Annotated in this window: 20 protein-coding genes and 1 tRNA gene; 8 read left to right on the top strand and 13 right to left on the bottom strand. The window is 58.4% G+C overall.

Features of this window, described 5'->3' with window-relative positions:
* Nucleotides 1-27: 27 nt before the first annotated feature.
* From ACPYOP_RS18085 to ACPYOP_RS18070, 4 genes are all read right to left on the bottom strand, one after another.
* Complete coding sequence (locus tag ACPYOP_RS18085; RefSeq protein WP_481411746.1) at nucleotides 28-1,143, bottom strand: DUF2213 domain-containing protein; 1,116 nt, start codon at nucleotides 1,141-1,143, stop codon at nucleotides 28-30.
* 96 nt (nucleotides 1,144-1,239) lie between these two features.
* Nucleotides 1,240-2,586 (bottom strand): DUF1073 domain-containing protein, encoded by a 1,347-nt coding sequence (locus tag ACPYOP_RS18080; protein ID WP_481411745.1) that lies wholly within the window; start codon nucleotides 2,584-2,586, stop codon nucleotides 1,240-1,242.
* A gap of 47 nt (nucleotides 2,587-2,633) precedes the next feature.
* On the bottom strand, nucleotides 2,634-4,118 hold the full coding sequence (terL, locus tag ACPYOP_RS18075; protein WP_481411744.1) for a phage terminase large subunit: 1,485 nt from the start codon (nucleotides 4,116-4,118) through the stop codon (nucleotides 2,634-2,636).
* Entirely contained in the window at nucleotides 4,075-4,422 is a 348-nt protein-coding gene (locus ACPYOP_RS18070; protein ID WP_481411743.1) for a hypothetical protein, read from the bottom strand. The genes terL and ACPYOP_RS18070 overlap by 44 nt, the downstream gene beginning before the upstream one ends.
* Before the next feature lie 357 nt (nucleotides 4,423-4,779).
* Here ACPYOP_RS18070 and ACPYOP_RS18065 point away from each other — a divergent pair, with 357 nt between their 5' ends.
* The gene (locus tag ACPYOP_RS18065) at nucleotides 4,780-5,430 is read left to right on the top strand and encodes a class I SAM-dependent methyltransferase (protein WP_481411742.1); all 651 of its coding nucleotides are present in this window, start codon (nucleotides 4,780-4,782) and stop codon (nucleotides 5,428-5,430) included.
* Nucleotides 5,431-5,502: 72 nt separating this feature from the next.
* Here the strand turns inward: ACPYOP_RS18065 and ACPYOP_RS18060 are convergent, their stop codons facing one another.
* The 4 genes from ACPYOP_RS18060 to ACPYOP_RS18045 form a co-directional block, all read right to left on the bottom strand.
* Nucleotides 5,503-6,168, bottom strand: a complete 666-nt coding sequence (locus ACPYOP_RS18060) for a DUF6362 family protein (RefSeq protein WP_481411798.1) — start codon at nucleotides 6,166-6,168, stop codon at nucleotides 5,503-5,505.
* Complete coding sequence (locus ACPYOP_RS18055) at nucleotides 6,143-6,559, bottom strand: hypothetical protein (RefSeq protein ID WP_481411741.1); 417 nt, start codon at nucleotides 6,557-6,559, stop codon at nucleotides 6,143-6,145. Before ACPYOP_RS18055 ends, ACPYOP_RS18060 begins: the two co-directional genes overlap by 26 nt.
* A 56-nt stretch (nucleotides 6,560-6,615) precedes the next feature.
* A complete protein-coding gene (locus ACPYOP_RS18050; RefSeq protein WP_481411740.1) occupies nucleotides 6,616-6,888 on the bottom strand; it encodes a hypothetical protein in 273 nt (90 codons plus the stop codon).
* Between the two features lie 78 nt (nucleotides 6,889-6,966).
* Nucleotides 6,967-7,185, bottom strand: coding sequence for a hypothetical protein (locus ACPYOP_RS18045; RefSeq protein WP_481411739.1), 219 nt, complete (start codon nucleotides 7,183-7,185; stop codon nucleotides 6,967-6,969).
* Nucleotides 7,186-7,538: 353 nt separating this feature from the next.
* Between ACPYOP_RS18045 and ACPYOP_RS18040 the strand changes: the two genes are divergently transcribed.
* The 5 genes from ACPYOP_RS18040 to ACPYOP_RS18020 all read left to right on the top strand — a co-directional run bounded on the left by ACPYOP_RS18040 (nucleotide 7,539) and on the right by ACPYOP_RS18020 (nucleotide 12,454).
* Nucleotides 7,539-8,327 (top strand): XRE family transcriptional regulator, encoded by a 789-nt coding sequence (locus ACPYOP_RS18040; protein WP_481411738.1) that lies wholly within the window; start codon nucleotides 7,539-7,541, stop codon nucleotides 8,325-8,327.
* 332 nt (nucleotides 8,328-8,659) lie between these two features.
* Nucleotides 8,660-9,046, top strand: coding sequence for a hypothetical protein (locus ACPYOP_RS18035; RefSeq protein WP_481411737.1), 387 nt, complete (start codon nucleotides 8,660-8,662; stop codon nucleotides 9,044-9,046).
* 57 nt (nucleotides 9,047-9,103) lie between these two features.
* Nucleotides 9,104-9,499, top strand: a complete 396-nt coding sequence (locus ACPYOP_RS18030) for a nuclear transport factor 2 family protein (protein WP_481411736.1) — start codon at nucleotides 9,104-9,106, stop codon at nucleotides 9,497-9,499.
* A 465-nt stretch (nucleotides 9,500-9,964) separates the two neighbouring features.
* Complete coding sequence (locus ACPYOP_RS18025) at nucleotides 9,965-11,752, top strand: hypothetical protein (RefSeq protein ID WP_481411735.1); 1,788 nt, start codon at nucleotides 9,965-9,967, stop codon at nucleotides 11,750-11,752.
* A gap of 201 nt (nucleotides 11,753-11,953) precedes the next feature.
* On the top strand, nucleotides 11,954-12,454 hold the full coding sequence (locus tag ACPYOP_RS18020; RefSeq protein ID WP_481411734.1) for a GNAT family N-acetyltransferase: 501 nt from the start codon (nucleotides 11,954-11,956) through the stop codon (nucleotides 12,452-12,454).
* A 10-nt stretch (nucleotides 12,455-12,464) separates the two neighbouring features.
* On the opposite strand, the gene ACPYOP_RS18015 is transcribed toward ACPYOP_RS18020, so the two are convergent.
* Nucleotides 12,465-12,540, bottom strand: a tRNA-Ile gene (locus ACPYOP_RS18015).
* A 161-nt stretch (nucleotides 12,541-12,701) separates the two neighbouring features.
* Between ACPYOP_RS18015 and ACPYOP_RS18010 the strand changes: the two genes are divergently transcribed.
* Entirely contained in the window at nucleotides 12,702-13,442 is a 741-nt protein-coding gene (locus ACPYOP_RS18010) for an SIMPL domain-containing protein (RefSeq protein WP_481411733.1), read from the top strand.
* Nucleotides 13,443-13,673: 231 nt separating this feature from the next.
* Here the strand turns inward: ACPYOP_RS18010 and ACPYOP_RS18005 are convergent, their stop codons facing one another.
* The 4 genes from ACPYOP_RS18005 to ACPYOP_RS17990 form a co-directional block, all read right to left on the bottom strand.
* Nucleotides 13,674-14,012, bottom strand: coding sequence for a hypothetical protein (locus ACPYOP_RS18005; protein ID WP_481411732.1), 339 nt, complete (start codon nucleotides 14,010-14,012; stop codon nucleotides 13,674-13,676).
* 243 nt (nucleotides 14,013-14,255) lie between these two features.
* Nucleotides 14,256-14,561 carry a hypothetical protein gene (locus tag ACPYOP_RS18000; RefSeq protein WP_481411731.1) on the bottom strand — a complete coding sequence of 102 codons (306 nt, stop codon included), beginning with the start codon at nucleotides 14,559-14,561 and terminating at the stop codon, nucleotides 14,256-14,258.
* A 177-nt stretch (nucleotides 14,562-14,738) separates the two neighbouring features.
* Nucleotides 14,739-15,164 (bottom strand): secondary thiamine-phosphate synthase enzyme YjbQ, encoded by a 426-nt coding sequence (locus ACPYOP_RS17995; protein WP_481411730.1) that lies wholly within the window; start codon nucleotides 15,162-15,164, stop codon nucleotides 14,739-14,741.
* Between the two features lie 83 nt (nucleotides 15,165-15,247).
* The gene (locus ACPYOP_RS17990; RefSeq protein ID WP_481411729.1) at nucleotides 15,248-15,601 is read right to left on the bottom strand and encodes a DUF1428 domain-containing protein; all 354 of its coding nucleotides are present in this window, start codon (nucleotides 15,599-15,601) and stop codon (nucleotides 15,248-15,250) included.
* Between the two features lie 143 nt (nucleotides 15,602-15,744).
* Here ACPYOP_RS17990 and ACPYOP_RS17985 point away from each other — a divergent pair, with 143 nt between their 5' ends.
* The gene (locus ACPYOP_RS17985) at nucleotides 15,745-16,137 is read left to right on the top strand and encodes a GNAT family N-acetyltransferase (protein ID WP_481411728.1); all 393 of its coding nucleotides are present in this window, start codon (nucleotides 15,745-15,747) and stop codon (nucleotides 16,135-16,137) included.
* Nucleotides 16,138-16,154 lie beyond the last annotated feature (17 nt).

Genomic DNA, 16,154 nt, shown 5'->3' with positions numbered 1-16,154 from the left:
TGAAGCGTCTCCTTTTCGTTGACCTGGTTAAGCGGGATTGGCGGCCAGATGCGCGCTCTCGAGATCGCGCACCATGGCGGCATAGGCTGCAAAGGCTGGGGATGGGGACGGCTGTGTCGGGTTGATGCCGTCCTTGATGGTTTGAGCAAAAAGATCCGGTTTCCTGCGCAGCCCTTCGGCCAGCATGTCGAAACGCGCATCGATATAGGCGTCCGATCGGCCCTGGACCGCGCCCTCGCCTGCCTTGGCGATCACGACGGCCTTGCGGATTGCAGCGTCCGAAAGACCGGATGTCTGGATGCTGCCGGCAATCGTCTTGGCAAGGCCGATCAGATCGGCGCGCGCCTCAGCGCGGCGCTCGATCTCCGCCTCATCGAGAAAAGCTGCCTTCAGCGCGTCGAGTTCGGCATCACGGATAGCAATCGCCTTCTCATGGCCCGCCTCCGTGTCAGCAAGCCGCTGCCGCAATGTCGTGATGATCTCTGCGGCCTGATCGGAAACTTTGATCTCGATGCCGTCGATCATGATCGTCTTCGTGGACATCATTCCTTCCTTGCTTTGCTTGTCATCGGAAAGGGGGCGTGGGGCTGCGAGAGGAGAGCAACCCCACGGTGCGGCTGCGTCACCGATGCGGACTTTCGAGCCCGCCCGGCCACGGCGCACAATGGCGATATGGTTGATGCGAATGTTCCGTTGGATGGCGTCGTAAGCTTCGCCCGCGGGCGTTACGCCGGTGGTGAAATCGACATCGCAGATATAGCCGGCCGAAAGTTCCTGCTTGCCGCTTTCGATGTCCTGAATGGCTTCTTCGTCGCTGACCATCAGCGGTACGCGAAGGAAGATGCCTTCGCCCGCGATCTCGTCTCCGGTCTGGCCGACAGCATATTTCTTCCAGTTTTCCGAGGTGACCATCTCGGGCGGGTGCTCGTTTGTCACCGGACGGTGAGCGGCACTCTTGAGCGTATCTTCGGAAAAGACCTCGCCGCCGGGCCGATAGATGCGTACGGTCGGCATTTCCGGCCTACCGATTTCGGCGCCGGCATAGGTTTGAATGCCGGTGCGGGCGATCCGGGCGTCGGCCACAAGGTAGCCGTCTCCCGTCCGCCGCGTGCCCGCGACGGTGACAGTGTCTGTGAAATTCATGTTGGATTTCTCCTGGCCGAAGCCAATCTGGTTCGGGATGAAAGCCGCGCCTTTGGCGAAGCGGGTCCGTCAGCGGTGAGCCGTGACGGCATCGGATCATTGAGTCACGTCGGGTTCCATTTCGGATTGCTCGACATCATCGTCCGGTTGGTTCGATGTCTTTGCCGCCGCCTCCAATCCCGGCAACGACCCATCCTCCACGAAGGCATTCAGTAGAGCTTCCGAAAGCGCCTGGCGCGGAATGATCTCCTGCCCGGAAGCAGAGCCGAACAGGGCTCGCGCCGCTTCGGCCTTCGTCTTGAAGATATCGGCCCGCTCCATTTCGCTCATCTGCTCCAGCGGTGCCCAGGTCGAGTAGATAGCGGGGTCACGCGCGCCGGTGGCGGAGCGAATGAGGCATTCGTCGAGCCGGGACATCGCCGGCGTATAGTCGAGCTCCTGGATAGCCTGGATCCGATCGTGATAATTCTTCATGTCGGCGGTGCCGGTCGCGTTCATGCCGGCGGGCGATTGACCGAGCAATCGGGTGACCGGAATATCGGCCGCGCCGGCGACGATCTGAAGGAAGGCCATCAGAATATCCGTGAGACCCGAGAGCGACGCGCTCTTGCTGTCATAGTCCTCTTCGGCATCGAGGATCAGCGTCCCGTTCACCCCTTTGATCATGTTCGCGATCGAGTAACGACGCAGCACGGCATCTTCATAGGCCTGATTGCCGATATTGGCAGAGAATTGCGGGACCTTGATGATGTCGATCTTGGCCTCGAAAACGAGGCTGGCGATATTAGCTGCCGTGCTGTCGGCGTTCTTGATCGCATCGAATGTCGCGGCAAGCACACTTTCACCCCAGGCTTGGTTGCCCAACCCACCAAATTCTTCATTCGGCGTCATGGCACCTTTGAAGATGACGAGCCGAGACGGATGAATGGTCACCTGCATGCCGTTGGCACCGGTCAGCGTGTAGAATTTCGGCGTGCCGTACCATTCGGAGGCCGGATCGCTGTCGATATCGCCAGCAGCCAACTGGTGGCGCGTCAACACCGTTAGGTGTTTGAGGCCGCCCTTCCCGACACGCTCCATTTCCAACGGCAGCGCCGGATCGGCATCCCCCGACCCGATGAACAAGGCGGCACCCCCGAAAAGCCGCGCCTTGGTCGACGCCTCCAGCACCTTGCCGCGAAGATTGAGCCGACGTTCCTCGGCATCGATCAATTCGATCTGATCGCTCGCGGCCTGCCAGTTTCGCCATTTCCGGCAGCTATCCAGCGCCGGAATATCGACGATCTTGCGCGGCAGCCAGGAGCCGCGATAGGCGGCGATGATCTGCTCGTCCGTCAGGATCGGCTGCGCATAAAAAACGGATGCCGCCTTGTCGCGTTCGGTGCCCATGCGGGATGCAAGGCTCACCAATCCGTCGCGAACCATCGAGAATACCTGCCCCATGGATTATCCTTTGATGTCATGTGATCAAGAGGCTCGCTCTAGCGAGCCTAGAAATTGCTGAAACTGAATGAGGAGCTGAGCGCGAGCTCGTTCAATGCATCGGCGAAAGCATCGACCTGATCGTCGAACTGCCCATTCGGAAAGGCACAGACTTCATCGAGAAATGCCTCATTCCAGTCCCCACGCAAAAGCTTGACGTTTCCCGCCTCCGCCTGCGCCGATGCCGGCTTGGCGCGCGTTGCCTTGTCACCGGTCGGGGATATGACTTTCACCGGAAAGCCCGCGAGCAGCTTGACCTTCGTTTCCGCATCGGCCTTACCGGCCGCTCCAGGATCCTGCGGCATCCGGATCGTCACTGTCGGCCGGTCCTGCGATGCAACGTTCTTGAGATTGCGTTCCACTTCGGCAGGCGACCAGCGTCCACGCGCGATGGTTTCGACATAGAAAATGCCATTGGCCCAAGCCATGCGCAGGCCAACGGTCCAATCCGGCTGGCGGCCGGGGCGTGCTTTCGAAGCGGCGAAGTCCCAGGCGCGACAACGTCTTGCACCTGAAGGCAACGCCTCGACGATTTCGAAGTCGCCGCGCTGAAACAGACCACCGGACCGTGGCGCGGGCCGCTGCTGAAACTGGCCGGCCACCGCATAAGAGCCAAGCGGTACCTTGTCCCGCTCGACCACCGTACGGGGAAACCGCTGCGGGAAAAGCAGTTCGCCCTCCTCCGTCCTCGGATCCACAAATCTGATCGACGTCCGGCAGCGACGCTCAGGCTCGAACTCCATCGGCAGCATCAGATGCTCGTAACCGAGCCCGAGCGCCAGTATCGTGCCTGATACATCCGCCTCATGCAGCCGCTGCATCACGACGACGATCGCCGAGCGCTGGGGATCGTTGAGCCGCGTCGGCACTGATTCACGAAATGTGCGAACCGTTGACAGGCGCTCGGCCTCCGATTCCGCCCCATCGACGGAATGCGGATCGTCGATGATGACACGATCGCCGCGGCCGCCGGTCAACCTGGAGAACGGCACACCCTGGCGTGAACCCATGCGGGTATTGGCGAAAGCCATCTCGCCGGTTCTCGTCAACTTGACCCGATCGCCCCAAAGCGCCTGATACCATTCAGAGGCAACGAGGTCGCGCATGCGCCTGTTGTCGCGCTTGGCATAATGTTCGGAATAGGAGGCGCCGAGATAACGCAGCTCCGGCTTGCCCATAGGTCCCCATTCCCACGCCGGCCAGAAGACCCCGCAGAGGAGCGACTTCATCGTGCCCGGCGGCACATTGATCAGGAGCCGCGTAATCTCACCCGACGTCACCGCTTCGAGATGCCGGCAGATGGCATCGATATGCCAGCCATGGACATAGTCGACGGAGGGCTCGACGACATGCCAGGCCTCCCGAACGAATCCCGTCAGCGACTGGCAGTCGGCGCGAATTCGTTCCGCATTCATTGCAATCCGGCCGGCAAGCTCGGCCCGCTCCCGCTCAGCTCTCCGCCTTGCTTTCTCCTCCTGGATCGCCGCCATCATCGTCGCCGGATCCGGAAAGCGGACCGAAGAGGGATTCGAGTATTGCAAGCTGCTCATCCGTAGCATTGGTTAAGTCGATGGTGACGCCCTTACCTCCCTTGGCCCCAGCGCCGGAGCGTTCGCTCGGCTTCTGGTGAACATAGGAGGCTGCGATCTTCGCCATTTCATCGCGCCGCTTCTGATCCGCCTCGTCGTCGCGCATTACTTTCAACATGTAATCGAGCGGCGTATCGCCAGCGGAGACGGCCTTGCGACGACGTGCGCGCGGCTTGCGCGGCACGACCGGCTTGTCGGCATTGGTCATGCTTCAGATTTCCGATGGAATTTTGAAAGAAAACAAGCGGTTCAAAACAACGCTTGCGATCGACAGTGCGTCGCTGCAACTGTTCTCATCATGCCAAAATAGATACCCCATTTCGGCGTAGTTGGCGACACCCTTGAAGAGCACTTTCCGCGCAAGGAATGCGAGCGCTGACGAGAGCTTCAAATAACAACTTGAAATCACTCGCGAATATTGCACTCTGCAGTCCGACGATTTGAGAGATATAACCCTCAATCCATAGCTATGGCTTCGAAAATATCAGAGATGCACGATCGAATTCAGTCGAAGAAAAACCTCAAGCAGACGCACACCACATTTCTGCGGCAACAAGAGCGCGGTGTGGGTGACGCCACGAGCCAGGATTGGATTCGGCAATTTATCGCCGACAATCTCCCGGTCCAGCTCGTTCCCGGCATCGCGGATATTCGCCTGCATAAAGCAGGCCCGCAAAGCGGCTTGCGGCGCCTCGCCGAGCGGGATCCGCAATTCGGTTCCCCCTATTGGGCGCATTATTGGGGAGGAGGCCTCGTCCTGGCGCATTATCTTCTCGATAAGCCCGCAAGTGTGGCCGGTTGTCGTGTGCTGGATCTGGGCGCCGGTTCGGGAATTGTCGGGACTGCAGCCATAAAAGCAGGTGCCGCCGCAGTCTATGCCGCCGACATCGATCCCTATGCCATTGCGGCCATCGAGCTCAATACGGCATTGAATGGAGTAACAGTCAACGCGATGCTCGCCGATTTGACGGAAGGCGAACCGCCTCAAGTCGATGTGATATGCGTCGGGGATCTTTTCTATGAAGCGGCACTTGCTGAGAAAGTCACGGCATTTCTGGATCGCTGTCTGACACAAGGAATTGCGATCTTGATCGGCGATCCATGGCGCGCGCATTTGCCGACATCGCGACTTCGGCTTCTGGCGGAATATGCGGTCCCGGATTTCGGCGAGGACACCACAAGGACGCGCCCAGCCGGCGTCTTTGCATTTGAATGAAGCAAGTTACCAGGCGGAGAATTCGTGCATCATAACGATTATGCGGGTTCGGACCGCTATCGTCGCTAGGATTCAGGCGTTCATCTTGGCGCGCCTGCGGTTTCCGCGTTCCAGCCGTTTGGCCAGTTCGGCAAGTTCTGGACTTGCCGCATCGAAGACGGGCCGCGCATCATCCGGCAGCCAGTGGTTTTCATGCTTGGGCGCCCCTAGCTTCACCCGTTCGAGCCCGTCGGGCGCATTCGGCATCATCGGAGATATGCGCGACCAATCCGGCTCCTGCAATATCGGCGAGCCGGCGAGGAGCACGCCAGCAAGATTCTGGAATTCGCCCTGAATGCGCCGCTCGGCCGTGCGGCGCACGCGTCCCGTTCGCGAGCAGAAATCCCGGAAGGAGCCGGCAACGTAAGGCGCGGCAAGGCAAATGGACCACCGCGAAAGCAGGATGCGCCGTTCTGCGTCCTTGACATGAACCCGCAGCCATTCCTGCAGGACCTCCTCCGCCCGGCTGATCGCCGCGGCGCTTGGACGATAACGAATGCGGATATCCGCATGCTCCATTGCCTCGGGCAAAACCTCCGGCCAAAGCGTCCGCATTCTGTCAGGCCGAATGCCGCGCACATCGAGGTGGACCATCGTGTCGGCAGCCTCGACGAAGCGCGCACGGACGATCAGGCTCAAATCAGCGATCGCCGCCGCACGCTGGGATAGATCGTCAAACTGCAAGGCGGACTGGTGCATCAAGTCGTTTCTCCAATTCCCGATAGATCAGCGTGCGCAACGTCGCGCGAACGGGCCAAGGCCGTCGTGCCACCGCATCCGTGCGTAAGGAAGCAAGCGCGATATCATCGAAGGCGCCCAACAGATCGCCCGGACGCTGCAGCGCCCAGTCCTGGCGCTGCGCGAGGACATCGGATACCGCACCGATCGTGTCCGACCAGAGTTCGTCCCGATTGCTCCCGGTCTGCCGGATACACCGCAAGACGAAGACCAGATGGCCGTCGCCATAACGGCCCCGAATTTCCTGCATCGTCCCGCGCGCATGGCTCTCCGCCGGAGCGCGCCGCCGATGGACCGGAACCAGCTTGATGCCGAGTCCATCGAGAAGAAAATCCAGCCTGCCTTTGGTCATGCCAGCTCAACTCCTTTCGTCTGTTAATTTGATGTTTTTCCATTCCAACGAACGGATCAGGCAGCGCCCGCGGCAGCGGCAGGTTTCGGTTTGAAGAAGGCTTCCGCCTTGGAAATTGCCTCGACCCTCGCTCCATCACGCAGCATCGGCGTATTGAGATAGGCAACCATCGCCTCCCCGGCGGCAGCCTTCGCCGCATCTTGCGTCGCAAAGACGATCGGCTGACCGCGACCATCGCGGACTATCTCGTTTGTCGCCCGATGCACCTTGCGGATCCAGCCGTGATGACCGCCGGCAACGGCTTCAGTTCCAATTTGAAATTCGTTCATAGCAACCTCCTCCGGTCGACGGGCCGGATCTGTCTGTTGAGTGTTTTGTTGGATTTCGATGAGGAGCGTCGGTGATCGTCAGCCCATTTCGACAAGACGTGCCAACTTCTCGGCTTGGGTATTTTCGTCTTCAGCCATCCGAAAGTGGATCTGATCTCCTTCCGGCGCGCCGCAATCTTCATTGTGGCCATATGAGCATGACGATCTGCGGATGATCGATTTTACCGCTATCAGCATGGTACCGAAGAAAAGTGCTGCGCCCATGCAGGCCAGAAAGCCCTGAAGCAACTCGCTCATGACAATCTCTCTAGATCTGCCGCTGGCTCGCCGATGGCTATTTCCAATGGCACGATCGCGAGATCGCAGTTCTCGCAATGCAGTTCGATAATTTCCGCAATCGACAGGATGCGCCGGCAACCGGGGCAACCCCAGAAGCAGTCGAAATATCCAACGCGGGGCGATGCCCTCCTACCCCTTCTGCCTGTAGTCATACCGTCACCTTTCAATACAGCCGACCTAAAATCCGCAGATCAGTCCGCGTGCCGGCCTGCAGTAGTTTACGCCGCAAGCCTCTTGATAAACACCAATTATGTTGATAATAAAGATGATGTCAACATGATTTATGTTGTAAATTTTGCGAGGGTCGAAAAATGCAAAAATCCATGGGCGAACGACTGAAGGCGGCCCGCGAAGCCGCAAATTATCCATCGGCCACGAAGGCAGCGGAAGCGCTCGGCGTGAGCCTATCCACCTATCGCGCGCACGAGAACGGGCAGAACGAGTTCAATGCAGAGATCGCCAATCGTTACGCCAAGAAATTCGGGACCTCGGCCGGCTACCTCCTGACAGGAGAAGGACCGCGCACGGTGGCGCGTGTGGCGCCGACCATCGTCAACTCTTTCGATCCCGACGTGCAGGATCAAGACGGATTTGCCGAAGATGGCGAAGAACACAGCTATAGCCGCGAACATTGGACGCCGCAGATCGCAGGCGCGATGCCGGAGGTCGATGTCAAATTAGGCGCCGGCAGCGGCGTTGTCGGCGAAGTCATCAACCTTCCCGTCGGTTCCGGGAATGTGGCCGGGCATAAAATTGTCGCGGAATGGCTTATTCCCACAGGCTATTTGCGGAACGAGGCGAAGGCTTCGCCGAACCACACCATCATCATGGAAGTCGTCGGCGATTCCATGCAGCCGACCTACATGCCGGGTGATCGCGTCATCGTCGACCTCTCCCAGAACCAAATGACGACGGACACCGTCTACGCCATCAGCGACGGCTACTCCGAACCGCAGATCAAACGCCTTCAGCGCGTCCCCTTTACGCAGCCCAGCCAAGTGAAGATCATTTCGGACAATCCCGCCCTTGAAACGTTCACCGTCGAGCTTGAGCGACTTACGGTCATCGGCCGTATCTGTGGTCATATTGCTCGCAAGTAGATAATCCATACAGCCTTGAAAACACCTTTGCTGTCGTGCATCGCTTATAAACACAAATAATGTTGACACGTATTATGTTTATGTGCAGTATCCCATCAGGAGCCGCCGGCCCTGAAAGGAATGAGCCCACGCAAAGCGAAAAGCTTGCGTGAAGTCAGCGAAACCGGACAGGCCACGGCACCGATATTCGATCCGAAAAGATGTCGAAGGGAGATTGCCGTAATGCTTGGAGCACCGATTAATATTTCATCGGGATCGGCGGAGGCTTCGGAAGCCTCTGGCTTTCAAGAGGCAAAAGCCTTCTCTGCCTCGATCGCACGAATGGAGGCATGATGATGCAAGCCAGCCCCGCCTTCTCCTGCGAATATTCATTCGACGAGCTCAGCATTCGCCTCTGTGATCGCTGGGAAACCGGGCTGTTGCTCTATGGGCGCGCTGAATTGACGTCGGCCGGAGATGATTATGAAGACGAATTTTACGTCTCGGCTATCCGCCTCGATGGTGGCGCGAGATTGGCGAGACCGAGCCTTTCGAACGCTGCCGGCGGCTTCGAAATGGAGTTATTCCGGCGGATAGCTGCGGTCATTGAAGATGACAGGACACATGTCGGCCGTCACGCTGCAGAGCTTTTTGCCAGTGAACTGGAGCAATGCCGGCAAATCGATCATGATGAGCCCCGCAAGATTGAACGAGAGCGAATTCTCGAACCATGGATGTAATGCGTCCTGAGTTCGAAAGCATGTCACAATCGCAATCAGACCGCGCGGGGGTCGTAGATGGAAGTTTCACAAAGCGAGTTCGAAGAGATCCGTCGGCTTGAGGAGGAATTGCATCGTCCGGAAATTCGGCAATCCGCAAACAAGATGGCAAGCCTCCTCGCGGAAGATTTTGTCGAATTCGGCAGTTCCGGAACGATCTACGACGACAGAGACGAGCTCATTATGCGCCTGGTCGCGGAAAAAACAGAACCGCCCTCACCGCCGGTTATGGTTCGCGACTACGCCTTCCGCTCGATTTCACCTGACGCCGTCCTCGTTACATATCGGAGCATTCGGCAGGCAGAAGGAGATAGGCAGGCACGGCATGCCTTGCGAAGTTCGATCTGGCAGCGCATCGATGCTCGATGGCAGATGATATTTCATCAGGGCACGCCGACCGCACCGGACAGCTGATGCATGCGACGCTGCCTGAGTCGTAGTGAGGCGGCAACGCACGACCAGGAGCGGTCGGTGTGCCTGCTCTTCGCTGTAGCCATGAAAATGCAGCTCATATCAGATCGGAAATTTTCATCATCTGACGGTCCACCACCGAGACCGAGTTTTTCTGCAACAATAGCTTTCAAGAGAGAGAGCAAAGAATAGTTTAGTTGCAAATATTCATACCCTGCAGCACAAATGTCTGATCGATTCCACTATCATTTCGGCGTTTATCTGCCCCGTGATCGCCGAAATGCCGAAAGATGGCGGTCATTACATATCCAAGGCAGTGTAGAAGGCGCGATGGAGTTTTCACTCAGAACATTTGGAGAAATCGTTCTTCTGGATGGGCAGGAACGCCAAATAGCATTCCCGAAGAAAGCATTGATAATACTTGCATATCTGCTTGCAAGCAAAAGCAAATCCGCGAGCAGGACGAGCATGGCGCGATTTCTTTGGGGCGAAGGCGACCAGGCAAACTCGTTAACGAACCTGCGCAAACTCGTTTCCCGCATCAAGAGCCGACAATCAGACCTCAATGCCGAATTTCTAACCTTTGACGACACGGAGATTCGCCTTGTCCAAGGCTCGATAGCCAGCGACATTATCCCCGCACATCCGGACGTACCGAGGAGCCCGCTGGACAGCCTCGCCCTCCTTGCAAAGGGGCTGCAATCCAAATTTCTCGAGAGGGCAAACTGTCAAAGCAGAATCTTCATCGACTGGCGGGAGAGCGAAAGGAAACGCCATCGCGCGATGTTGAAAGAAACGCTTGAGATCGCCATAAAGCACCCGGCGGCGACCGGCGATGTTGCTCTCGTCAAGGAGGTGGCCCTCCTTCTCTTCGAAGCCGAACCTCAGGACGAAAATACGCATCGCATATTGTTGAAGGCGTTTGACGTCGAAGGCGGCCTGGGCCAGCTCAGGCACATATTCGCGCGCCGCACGGATGTCATCTCATTATGGCCTGCAACATCTCCGGCATCATCACGCCCGCCAACGTCTGACTTCGCTTCACATCCCGCAATCGGTGCAGCGCCGGAACAGGATACCGCAACACAGCCCATCCTGCGCATACCGCGTCTTGCCTTGCTGCCGCCCGGCAACGACGGTCTCGATATAGCCGCAACCATGGTCGCCTCCTCGCTGATCGAGGATATCACGCTCGGTTTCTGCGCCTTGCACAGCCTGCGCGTGATCGCCCCCTATTCCGCCGCCCAAATCGGTCGCCAAAGCGACAATCAACTCGCGCTTTTCGAGCGCTACGACATCAATTATGTCCTGGAAACCCGATTGAGCGGACTGAATGGCGATCCCTCGCTATTTGCGCAGCTTATCGCTTTGCCGAGCAACGAGGTCATTTGGGCGGAGCGCTTCAACTTCGGCAAACTGGATCTGGTTCGCAATAAGGGAACTATCTCCCGGCAGATCGTTCTCGCCGCCGCTGCGGAAGTAGAACGCCATGAAATGACCCGTGCCTATTTCGAGCACGACCCGGCCGCCTACCACCAATACCTTGTCGGGCAGCAATATCTCCATCGCTTGACCCTGCCCGATATGCGTCGCGCTCGTGAGGAGTTGAAGGCCGCCCTTCATCAAAGCGCCGATTTTGTGCCGGCGCTCAGCGCCATCGCCCGCACTTATACCAACGAATGGCTGCTGACCGCCCGCGGCGATAATGAACTGTTGAAATCGGCGGAGGACTTCGCGGCGCGCGCCATCTCAATCCGCAATGACCTGTCCGATGGCTATCGTGAGCTTGGCGTGGCCAAGCTCTTCCAGGGCTCCATCGATGAGAGCGTGGAAGCACTGGAAACGGCGGAAACGCTGAGCCCGCATCACGCCGATGTCATTGCCGATCACGCGGATACGCTGGTCCATTTTTCCCAACCCGGCCCGGCACTTGAAAAAATCCATCATGCGATGGAACTCAATCCCATCAACCCGGACTTTTATCTTTGGACGGCCGCCGGCGCGAACTATACTCTCAGCCGGTTCCAGACTGCACTCGACTATATCAACCAAATGGCCGATCCCAGCCTCGCAGACCGGCTTGCGGCAGCAAGCTGGGCAATGCTGGGCCACCAGGACGAGGCGCGCATGCTGGTGCGTCGAGTCCGCGAAACCAATCCCGACTTCGATGTCGACAGATGGCTGTCACTTATCCCGACCAAGGAACAATGGCACAAGGATCTTTATCGCGAGGGCTTGAAAAAGGCGGGGTTTTGAATATCGCGGCAGACGTCACCTATAAGCGACACCGACCGTGATCGAAGTCGATCGACCAGAGCAATAGCGCTTGCGCGCCGGCTAAAAAGTGTTGCTCGGCGCCACAATACGCATAGGTTGCGTCCTCCATATTCCATCGAGACGCGTCGTTGTGTTAGAGAATACGCAATCCAAATCCATCAACATGGAAGGCCGCTATCGTTGACCGAATTTCGCGCCGAAAAGCCGGTGGATATTGACGCCATCCGCGACGTCACCATCGCCGCCTTCAAGGACGCGGAGCATAGCTCCGGTACGGAGGCCGCAATCGTGGATGCATTGCGGAACGCGGGAGCGCTGACCGTTTCGCTCGTCGCTGTTGAGAATGAGCAGATCGTCGGCCATGTTGCATTCTCGCCCGTCATTATCGAATCCGGAGCCGAGGAATGGTACGGCCTCGGCCCGGTCTCCGTCCGACCCGACCGGCAGGGCCACGGCATTGGAAAGGCGCTGATAGAGACAGGACTGGCCCACCTGAAAGAACAGGGCGCCAATGGCTGCGTCGTCCTCGGCGATCCCGGCTACTACGCCCGCTTCGGCTTCACGAGCGACCCCGCCCTGCGCTACGCCGACGTGCCCGCCGAATATTTTCAGCGCATCGTGTTCGAGGGAGCTGCACCAACCGGCGCAGTTGCATATCACGCCGGATTCGATGCGGCTTGATAAGGAGAAATGGTGGGCCCGGAGGGACTCGAACCCCCAACCAAGCGGTTATGAGCCGCCGGCTCTAACCATTGAGCTACAGGCCCGACGCGAGAAAAACTTCGCGCTTGCGACTCCGGAGCAATGGTTCCCCGCAGCCGACTTGGCTCTAACCCAATTTCTCTTTTACGACAAGGGACTGCCGTAATACCTTCACAATCAATCCGCAAAAGCGAATCCCGAAGAATTAACAACCAAGGAACGAATCATGCTTCTGACGAAAACCAGAGATTTTGCTCTTGCCACCCTTGTCACCGCCACTTTCTTCGTGCCTGCGGCTGCCGCCTTTGCCGAAGACGCCAAGCCGCGGGAAGCCGTCATTACAGTCACTGGTGAAGGACACGCGGCCATCGCACCGGATATGGCCGTTGTGACGCTGTCGGTCGTCCAGCAGGCGAAAGCGGCCCAGGATGCGCTCGATCAGAACAACAAGGCCATGGGTGCCGTGCTGGCGACGCTGAAGGAGAGCGGCATTGCCGAGCGCGATCTGCAGACCTCGGGCTTTTCGATCCAGCCGCAATATACCTATCCGAACGACAAGGACGGCCGCGGCCAGCCGCCGTTCCTGAACGGCTATCAGGTGACGAACGGCCTGACCGTTCGCGTGCGTGATCTCTCCAAGCTCGGTGGCCTGCTCGACCAGGCAGTCAAGCTCGGCATCAACCAGGGCGGCGATATTCAATTCACCAATGACAAGCCGGATACGGTCCTTGAAGAGGCCCGCAAAAATGCCGTCGCCGATGCCGCCGCCAAGGCGAAGACCCTGACGGATGCCGCCGGCGTCAAGCTCGGCCGCGTCATCGCGATCCACGAGGGTGGGGTCGCTGCTCCTCCGCAGCCCTACATGCGCAGCATGGCCGCAGCAGCACCGATGGACAAGGCCGTTCCCGTCGCAACCGGCGAGAATGAGTACAACGCCTCGGTCAGCATTACCTACGCGATCCAGTAATAAAGCAATTCCAGGAAAAGCGCTGAGCGGTTTTCCGTCCGGAATTGCGAGACGGTAAAGGGATGGAGAGGTTCAGAGATTCCATGAAAAGCTGAGCCACTCCTAACCAAAACAAAACCGCCCTTCGCTCAAATCCATTCGGATCGAGCAAAGGACGGTTTCGCGGCCCCCGCCAAAAAAGGCGAAAAGGTCAACATGAAAAGCGGGCGCCTTGTGCGCCCGCAATGCTTATCAGCGGCCGAGCAGCGGGCAGCCGCGAACATTGGCAAACATCATCGTGTCCGGACCGCGGCGGCCGAAGCCATCGACGATGACACGTCGCGGCGTCACATTCACCACGCGGGCACGACGCAGGCCATAGCTGCGGGCAACATCGATGGCCTGACGCGGGTCGCAGCCGCGGCGGTCGAAGCGCGGCAGCGGCCGATCATAGTCCGGCAGTGGTGGACGATGCCGGCCCGGACCGACATAGATATCAACGCCCTGTGCGGCGGCAAAATCCGCCGTGCCCGACAGCGCAGTCACTGCGACGGCAAGGGCGACCCCCAACTTTGCCAGAATTTCTTTCATTATGTTCTCCGTAAAGCAAAAACGCCCTCATCTCCGCAGGATTTACCGAGCGAACGGGCAAGAGGTAACGGCCCGATACTGAACGAGCTCAGAATCAGCCATTCATCCAATATTCAGCTACAATGAACGCTAAAGTGACACCAGATGGCCGATAATAGCACAGCGTAAATAATAAAGCCGCCTCCCTTTCGAAGGCGGCTTCGAATCAATCGAATAAATGTGGAAAACTTCGGTGCGCTACAATCAGCGGCGAATCAGCGGGCAACCGCGCACGTTGGCGAAGACGACGCGATCCGGACCACGGCGGCCAAACCCTTCGACCACGACGCGGCGCGGCGTGATGTTGTCGATGCGGGCGCGACGAAGGCCCATGTCGCGTGCCTTCTGAACGGCAAGGCCCGGCGAGCAGCTGCGGCCGCGATAGTGGTCATAACGTGCCTGCTGGATGCCAGGGTGGAAATCATTGGCCGATGCAGTGACGGCCGTTGCGGAAATGGCGCCGAACGCGATGAGGGCTGCAATACCTGCCTTGGCGAAAAGATTGGTCATGGTGTTTCTCCTTCAAATCCTTGCTGCGGATCGTTGCAATCCCATTATCGGCCCCGTTGATACGATGCCTTGGGATTGAGGGCACGTTAGGTCAGCCAAGCTGAACCGAACGCGAATTGGCCGTTCAGATTGTATTCAGGACGATTAACAACCAGTTGCCGCGAGAGCGTAAAAGGCTCACGCGGAAAAATGCAGCACGATTTCACGCCGGTGCGGCCGGTCGCGATGCTCGAAAAGATAGATCCCTTGCCAGGTGCCGAGCGCCAGCCGGCCGCCGATTACCGGAATGCCGATCGAAACGTGTGTCAGCGCCGCCTTGATATGCGCCGGCATATCGTCCGGCCCCTCCATCGTATGCACGATCCAGCGCATTGAAGGATCGGAGGATGGCGGCACGAGGCGGCTGAAGAAAGCCTTGAGATCCGTCTTCACATCGGGATCGGCATTCTCCTGAATGAGCAGGGAACAGGACGTATGCCGCACGAAAACGGTCAAAAGCCCCTCGCCGCCGGCCGCCGCCGTCCGGACGAATTCCGTCGCCTCGTCGGTGAACTCGTAGAGCCCCTGCCCATGGGTAGAGAGCGTGACAACGGTTTGCGGCATGGCATTTCCCCGACGTGGCGATAGCAATGCGCATCAGGTCGGGCGCGGTGGCCGGAATGTCAAGCCCGACCACTGCTTGCCGCCTATAGTGCAATGGCGATTTTGAAGCCGCCATAGATCAAGCGCTTGCCGTCGAAGGGCATGTTTTCCATTTGATCCTTCAAACGCGGATCGGCCATGACCTTCGCCAGGATCGCATCGCGGCTCTCCCGGGATTCATAGGTGATCCACGAAAACACCACGACCTCGTCTTCCGTCGCCTGCACCGCACGCGGGAAGGAAGTCAGTTCGCCATAAGGCACGTCGTCCCCTATGGCCTCGACATAGCTGAGCGCGCCATATTCGCGCCAGACCTCGCCGGCTTCGCGCGCCATTACCTTATAGGCCTCGATCTTGTCTTTCGGCACGGCAACAATAAAACCATCGACATACGACATTTTTGCCTCCTTTGTTCTATGCTCACCTTTGAAGGACGATCGAGGATGACCAGATCCGACATGGGTCCGGTACTTTTTTCTGTTTCGGCCTAACCAGATGGGACGAGATAGACTGCGCACGGCGCCCATCCGAAGGAACGTCGATGGAGATAGAATATAGGGACAATCCGAATCTCGGAAATGAGGCGCTCAATGTCCTGTGGGCCTCGGCCTGGAAGGCCTCTTCCGCGCGGGATTTCCAACCGATCCTTTCCAGAAACCTTGCCCATGTCGGCGCATTCGCCGACGCGAGGTTGATCGGCTTCGTCAATGTCGCTTGGGATGGCGGCATCCACGCTTTCATTCTCGACACCTGCGTCGATCCGGCGTTTCGACGACAGGGCATTGCGAGCACCTTGGTCGAGCGGGCAACAATTCTGGCTCGCGAGGGCGGCGCTGAATGGCTGCATGTCGATTTCGAGCCGCATCTTGCCGGCTTTTATCGAAAACTTGGTTTTTCACCCACCGAAGCCGGATTGATAAAGCTCCGTGGCTGACGGGCTTCGTGATGTCT

This window comes from Rhizobium sp. KNZ2-6A (assembly GCF_056755475.1).
This window is presented reverse-complemented; position numbering and strand designations above follow the sequence as displayed.